The organism is Paenisporosarcina sp. P4_E4_2, assembly GCF_056401595.1.
On record NZ_JBFUJC010000146.1, the window covers coordinates 1 to 7,645 of the forward strand.

Here is a 7,645-nt window from a genome sequence, read left to right on the forward strand (position 1 = left end):
GTACATTTCTTCACAAACTTATATTAGTTCGCAACTAAGAATTAAGAACATAATTGATAAATTCTGTTTTTTCTTTAGTGTACGCTTCACGATCATTGCTATATTTTTTTGCTAAATTTCTTTTAAGAATAGCGTATTCATCAATAAACTGCTGATTAGTCCGTAATAAATCACGAAAAAGTAGCTGTTTATCCCACCGTTCTTCTCCCTCAAGAAAAATATGTAAATGTACTACTCGTTTGTCGTTAATTACTTTCACAAAAAATCTTTGCCAAGGTCGATTGTCTATGTTAGGTGGTACATAATGCCAGTCGTGATTAGCTAACAATGAAGATATTTCTTTTATTTTTTGAAATGAATCAATTTTAGCCATTAAATCAATGATTGGTTTAGCTGGTAAATTAAGAATAGATGTACTTCCATAATGTTGAATTTCTGTTATGCCGAAAGTTGAAAGAAGATTAAGAAGAAGTGCTTTTTCCTGATTACCTTTTTCTACCCACTTGGGATTTGGTTCGACAATGTCTATTGTCTCATTAGCCCAAACGGGCCATGTGCTTTCATCTTGAATATCTCTCATTTTACTCTCCCTCAAGATTTTATTTTTTTCAGTTTCAGAAAAATCTTTGTACCTACAAACCTGCCTCGTTAAAAGAAAAAGCTGCCTAATTGACAGCTCCGATCTTAAGCTAAAGCACCCGTTAGTTGAATAAGGTTCTAAATATTTCAATGTCAGTTATTTCTCTATGATGAGGGTCAATTGCTTCCTTAGAGAAAGCACATTTATTTGATGATTCCCTTTTGAGTAATGGGGAGAAGCATCTATATCCGAACTCTCAACTCTTTCCCAACCATTCGCTTTGATAACTAATTTATACCCAAATGGGATTCCATTTTCTTCGGATGCGCTGGACCAATCATAAATTACCGCGTGTTCATTTTCTTTAACTAGTTCAGCTTTTTTAGGAACAGGAAAGTCGAATAAATCTTCCGATGGTTCGTAGAGAGAAACTGTTATGAAATAATAGATTGCTCCACCGATTAAAAGTGTAGTTAAAGCAAGTGTCCAACCAACTGTTTTCTTCAAGTTACGTACCCTTCCTCTCCTATCTTCTTTCCTCTATTTACATATTCTCCACAATCTTCAAGTAACCTTCTTCAACTAACCTGCCCCGTTAGTTGAAGAAGATCCTTTTCTTCTATTGCACATTTTGCTCGAACTGCGAAGAAACTTATTGTGTTCAAATGAAATTATCGATATGAAACTTTTATAACTCTCTTTCGTAAATACATATATATCAACTTCTATGGAGGTGCCCACATGAGAGATATTTTTAAAGGGATTCTAGCAGTGATCTTAGCCTTAGCTTTATGGGCTGGAATTAAATACATATGGAATCTTCTTGTTTAAACTTCGTCAAAAAAGCCAATCTTTGGTTGTTTTTTCTGTTTAAATAAATGTTCTCAATCATCTGTTTCACTTTATGTGTCAAGTGTGACATAAAAACTCACTTTCCCTTATTGAGCTAACCTGCCCCGTTAGTTCAATAAGAAAAAAAGCTGCCTAAGCAGCCCAATGATTTTTACTAAAGCATCCGTTAGTTGAATAAGGTAGTAATAATCTCGCTATTTATATTGATTAGAATTTGTTTCATTTGGCATTCCCTGCTGCATATAACTTCAATACAATTTTTATTTTGGATTTAACAAAGCCTAGTGGGGTTTTGATAGTTTATGTAATTCACAAGTATTCCTAATTCAAACTCTGCTATTAAATCTTTTATCGGATTCAAACCCATTTAATCATCTCCTTTTGATCTACCTCAATTTCTACAAGAAGAACCATCACCTACTAACAACAAAAAAAGCACCCAAAATGGACGCTATATTAATTCGACATCTTTTCCCGAAGTAGTTGAGAAAACTTATCAAGAATCAGATTATTAAAGGTTGGTCTCGCTACCTTTTTTCTCTTTCTTTAATGGTTCGTGTTATACCCCAAAATAAGAAACGATATACAATTGCAAAAACAGCAAATAAAAAAACGAATTCAAAAAGAGTAAAAGGTTCAGAACCAATTAAATAAGAATTAATATAGACTAATACTAAAGATAATAATTCTATTAAAGAATCTTTAAATCCGTTTTTTATATACAATTTTTTAGAACTTTCTAGATTTAAAAAATTACTGTGAGTGTTACTAAAAAAACCTTTAAGAAAGCCAAAGCTCACTAAAAAAACTCCTAAAGCAGGTCCATATGAAATATTTATAAGTTGAGTTATAAAACAATAAACTATTGTGAATAAAATTAAGTGCATTTTAAATTAAACACCTCCTTTTTATTACTAACTATAAAATCAACAGTGAGGGAAAGTGAATATTGTAATATTCACGTTGTAAGCCCAATTAAAACTCGTTTAAGATTTTTATTTAATGAATTTATTATCTATACGGTTTTTGTTGGACAAATATTCAAATTCTATTAATTTTTTGACAGACATCACACCCCATAATAAATCGATTTCATCACAATTTCACAAATATCTTTGTTCAACTAAACTGCCCCGTTAGTTCAATAAGAAAAATTAACTTACTGCACAATATGGACCTAGAGTGCAAAAAAAAGAGCCAGCACTATGAATGCTGACCTAGATTTTTTCAGGTATAACACTGTACTTTGTAAAATAAGTACCTAAAATCAACAAAATTAAAATAATAGCCCAACTTAATATTCCCGTAAAATTTAACCAATAAGCCAAAAGGCCTGTTATAGCAATCAGAAAGAAGCAAATAGATGATAATGCACTTTTCATCCCCGTTGCACCAGCTTGTTTTCTTTTTTGAACTACAACGAAACTGGAAAAACTAAGAACGCCTATTAGTATTATTGACAGAATTATCGGTATCAAGAAATCACCTCCCATTTTATAAGCGACTTCATACGAAACTGCGTGCTTCAAGGATATTCTTCTTTTTCGACATTTACTGTTATTTCTAATATTATCATAATTATCCAACTTAATATAGTTTCTTATTGAACTAACATGCCTCGTTAGTTCAATAAGTTCAACAAAAAAAGCGTTAATCCTGCTCGGATCAACGCAACTTTATTTCAAAACTACAGGATGTTGAGTATTGCGGCGTTTTCGTTAGATGACGTCCCATTTTCATCCATAGTTAAGTACGTCAAGTTTATCCTGTACAGAATAACTTGTATAGGATTTCTTCAGCCCTTGGGTACCATGATGTTGATAATGATAGACCCAGCTCCTTAGAGTATATTTAGTACTACCTATTTCTTTCGCTAGGGCATGAAAACTTTCATTGCCTTCACTGTACTTTAATACAGCCGACAACTTTACATCATAAGTAAAGTTGGTCATAAAAAACTGCACCTCCAATAGTTAGTTGAGTCTAACAATCGGGGTGCAGTTCATTTACTTGGTAGCTTTTTATATAAAGCCACTGCCCTTTATGCAAATCTATTGTATCTACCGTGAGTGTTAGCGCACAGCGTAGGTCTTAATGATTGTCTGCTCGATCTGGCTGTCGTTTACGTCCCATGCCTTGACACGGAGCGACACGTAACCAGATTTTGGGTTTTTCACGGACACCTTGTAGTGGCCACCTTTCTTGCTCGACACTTTCGCGGTGTTCCAGGTGACACCGTCGTCAGTGGACACTTCGACTTCAACCCCTTTTATGTCTGGGGTATCACCTGATTGAAGGGAGAATGAAAGGTCAAAGTGGTAAGTATTTCCACCCTTTGTCTTGTTTTCCCCATCCAGTTCAAGGTCATACGTTGGCCACAGTAAGCCAAGGTTTTCCCGTCCACTTGCCGGTCGCTCAGACTTGAACGTCCATGCTGTGCTGGTCTGTGTAGACATTCTGAATCCTGTCGGGTGCGCCGTATCCATGGTGATTCGGTAAGTCGCTGGGTCAGGGCTAACTGACAGCGGGTAAAAGAATGAGAAATAATTGCTCGTTGTAAGGAGCTTTCCGTCCTTGTACAACCGAGCCACCGAAGTGTCTTCAGGGTAATCAAAAGCAAAATTGCCCCAGTGCCCCGGTTGGCTGTCGCCCTGTTCAAATATGTTGAGCGTGAATTTGTCTCCTTCACGATATGCCATGGTTATCTCCCTGTCTGCCAGACCATTGGCTGCACCAAGCCATGTCTCTTCGCGCTGTTCACCCGGAAGATAGATACGGTGTATGTCATTCATACTACGTTTCATGCGATTTTCGTCATGGACAGTGTGGTTCCATTTAATATCTTTCAGCATCGGCCACTTGCTGCCGGTTGAATACCACTCTTCCCGGTCTAGCGGTGCGTCGAAATAATAATCCAAGACTTGCAAGGTCACAAACTCACGCGGGCGGATCGACGCCAGCGAATCAACGAGAACCCTGCCTTTTGAACCGCGATAGTGTGCATTCACTACTGCAGAGTTTTCTTTAGTCACCGTGTCGACTGGGTTAGTCGGGATCGCTTCCGGAATAACCATCGCCATGTTATACACATACGGGCTGTTGGCAATACCCTTTAAGTTGATACTAGTAGGTCCGTTGGCAATTCGATCGAATAGCACCGCACCTTCGTCTTGTTGAAGGGTCCAGGCCGGAATTGTAATGCCGTCTGTTTTCAAAACGCTAGTCCAGAAAATGCCTGGTCCGTCGTAGACAATAAATACACCCGCAGCACCGGTAGCAGTCACTGCTTTAATCTGGTCAGTAATCGTCGATTCCGTATCACGAGTGATGACTGCCAGTTTGCCACTTAGATTCTTGCCACTGAGGTCATCAGGTCGAGCAAAGCCAAGATCGACTGCTTCCATTGTCTTATCGCCGTCCAACTTAGGCGTAAACTCGACATGCTCGAGCGGAATCGAATCACCAGTTCCGTCATACGATGCACGGATCAAAGGAGCGAATCTGCGCTGTTTGAAGCTAAAATCGAACGTGCCGGTCGTCAAAGGCTCAGTTGGTACCACGTATGCGTGATCCCAGTACGGATTATAAAAACCAGTTATTACATCCATTCTAAACTTGTCTTGATCCAGGCGGTACCCTAATTGGTATCCGGTCCCGTCGGACTCCTTAGGAGTAGAGATTTTGACCTCTTTACCCAACTGCGCATCTATCGTGAGGATCTTGTTCTCGCTAAGCTCAACTTCAGGATCACCTGCGAGGGTATGATTCTCTACAAGGAATCCAGCTTCATCGTAGGTATCCACGGTACCCATTACCGAGTAACGCCCTTGCGGCACTTCGATGAGCTTAATCCCAGTGTCTCTATTTGGTCTGACTTTATTGTAGGATCCCGTATCAAGGTTAACCACAAAGAATTCTCCACTCGTTGTGTTTCCATTGCGGTCAATCAATTGAAGCGTTAAATCCACTGATGGTACCTTCTTCGTAGCGCCAATGGTCGTGTTTACTCTTTTACCGTCACTTGAAGTAGCCGTAACGACTGCTTTGTAATCACTTACAGTGCCGAGAGAAGGATCAAACGTCACTTCGACCGTACTGCTGCTATTGGCAGGAATTGTTACTTCTGACTGACTTAGTGTAAACATACCATCCGGAGCCGGGGCTCCTTTTTCATTTTTAGATTCCATAGTAAGCGTTAATGTCATTTCACCATCGGATGGATTGACATAATCAAATGTCTTCTCGATCGGCTCACTGGTTTCCTCAGCACTTCCAAGGCTGACGACTGCAGGACTGCTATAGACGTTCGCATCCAGAGCTTTCTCAATGCTTACAAGTCCGCCTCCCTGCTGATAGGCCGTATTTTTTGCATTTGGCATAGCCGTTCCAACCAACACCTGCTTGATTCGGTCAGCAGACCAGTCCGGATGCCTTTGTTTAAGAATGGCTGCAGCACCAGCAATATGTGGTGTAGCCATCGACGTACCATTAGCAGCGGTATAATTGTCGTCAACGACAGTACCCATATAGGTTCCTGTTGCACGAGCAGCTACGATTCCTACTCCTGGTGCCATAATTTCTGGTTTGACACGGTAATTGTTGATAACCGGACCACGGCTTGAAAAGGGAGCTAACACGCCGGTTTTGTCTACTGCCCCAACAGTCAATGCTTTTTCGGCTACACCGGGTGATCCTACAGTTTTCTTATCTGATCCATCATTACCTGCAGCCACAACAAATAATGTGTCAGAGGTTTCACTCAAATTGTTAAGCGCTTGACTCACCGGATCAGTACCGTCACTCGGAGTAGGATTACCTAGACTCATACTGACGATATCGGCGCCTTCCTCAACTGCCCAATCCATTGCAGCGATGACTCCTGAATCAGAACCGTAACCACTACTGTCAAGCACCTTTCCAATTAGAAGCTCAGCACCTGGAGCTACTCCTTTTAATTTACCATTGGAAGCTGCGCCAGATCCCACGATAGTCGAAGCAACATGCGTTCCGTGACCGTGATGATCGATAGAATCAGGGTCGTCTGTGAAGTTCTTCGCTTCTAAGATGGTTCCTTTAACATCAGGATGATTCGAATCAATCCCAGTGTCTAAGACAGCCACTTTCACGCCTTTGCCATCATATCCAGCCTCCCATGCTATCGGGGCCCCGATCTGCGAAACACTCTGTTCTAGCGTCACTTGTACCATTTTGTCGAGCCATATCTTCTCTATACCACCAGCAAGTACCGGCTCGGTCGCTTCGAAGTCGCTGTCGTCGTCGATTGCTTCCCAGAACGTCTCAGCCTCCGATTTGTTCACCTTAAACGCAATACCGTTGGCACTCTCTAATACCATGTCCTTTTTAGAACCTGCCGGAGCAGTCTTTTCTAACGCTTTGCCCACTTTGGCCGGTGTGCCCGCGTAAGTCGCGATCACCGGTATTTCGCCGTTAGCGTCGTCGTATCCGTACTCTATCAACTTGGTAATGTTGAACAGGTCGCGGTCAAGCTCATCCGCATCGATGTACGGCTGAGCCTTAGCCGGGATGACATAGTGATCGTCACCTATCCGAATCTGATTTATTTCCGTTGGTTCGCCATCGAGTGACGGTTCGAATGTCACTGCCTGTAACCCGTCAGCATAACTGTCAATCATCAAAACTTCGCCCGTGATAAGGGTAACAGTGTGCGAGTCGACAACCATGTTGTTCTGCAGTTGCTTGGACGCCTGGTTGGCCAGCGTTTTGGCGGTGGTGGCATCATAAGCAAATGAATGAACAGTACTTGTTGCCAAAAGTACTGCAGATACCAATCCTGCGGTCATTACATTAACAATTTTTTTGTTTCTCCTCTTCCCCATTAAATCTCTCCTCTTCCTTACTAAATAGTAGATTAATATATTTGTAAAAATGTGAGGGTTTCGTGCTAATGACTTAACTTCACATTTAATACACTGATCTGTCCCTTCAACATCAGGTTATTAAAATTTTTCAACTAATCTAGCATAAGCTGAGTCTATCCAATAGTTATTCAATATTCAGAAATATTACTCAAACTAACTTTATCATACAATATTTCCACTTTTCTGGAAATAAAACAAAAGTACTATACCAAGAGTGACATAATAAGGGTCAGGACATTTTTTTATAAGTGATTTTTAATTAAGAGTGACTGGTAAGAAGCCTTCAATAGTTTTAGAAGCTACAGGGTATTAT

General features: G+C 40.3%; 5 protein-coding genes. All 5 read right to left on the reverse strand.

Annotated features, from left to right (window positions below; translation table 11 throughout):
- Window positions 1-34 precede the first annotated feature (34 nt).
- Window positions 35-580 (reverse strand): GrpB family protein, encoded by a 546-nt coding sequence (locus AC1DSB_RS11230; protein ID WP_477586733.1) that lies wholly within the window; start codon window positions 578-580, stop codon window positions 35-37.
- A gap of 156 nt (window positions 581-736) precedes the next feature.
- Entirely contained in the window at window positions 737-1,087 is a 351-nt protein-coding gene (locus tag AC1DSB_RS11235) for a hypothetical protein (RefSeq protein ID WP_477533428.1), read from the reverse strand.
- An 872-nt stretch (window positions 1,088-1,959) separates the two neighbouring features.
- Complete coding sequence (locus AC1DSB_RS11240) at window positions 1,960-2,319, reverse strand: hypothetical protein (protein WP_477586734.1); 360 nt, start codon at window positions 2,317-2,319, stop codon at window positions 1,960-1,962.
- 330 nt (window positions 2,320-2,649) lie between these two features.
- Window positions 2,650-2,910, reverse strand: coding sequence for a hypothetical protein (locus tag AC1DSB_RS11245; RefSeq protein ID WP_477532312.1), 261 nt, complete (start codon window positions 2,908-2,910; stop codon window positions 2,650-2,652).
- Between the two features lie 594 nt (window positions 2,911-3,504).
- On the reverse strand, window positions 3,505-7,290 hold the full coding sequence (locus AC1DSB_RS11250) for a S8 family serine peptidase (RefSeq protein ID WP_477586735.1): 3,786 nt from the start codon (window positions 7,288-7,290) through the stop codon (window positions 3,505-3,507).
- Between the last annotated feature and the right edge of the window lie 355 nt (window positions 7,291-7,645).

Bases quoted from the DNA above. Each gene is read 5' to 3' on its own strand.
- AC1DSB_RS11230 (WP_477586733.1), bottom strand. From the start codon at position 580: ATGAGAGATATTCAAGATGAAAGCACATGGCCCGTTTGGGCTAATGAG.
- AC1DSB_RS11240 (WP_477586734.1), bottom strand. From the start codon at position 2,319: ATGCACTTAATTTTATTCACAATAGTTTATTGTTTTATAACTCAACTT.
- AC1DSB_RS11250 (WP_477586735.1), bottom strand. From the start codon at position 7,290: ATGGGGAAGAGGAGAAACAAAAAAATTGTTAATGTAATGACCGCAGGA.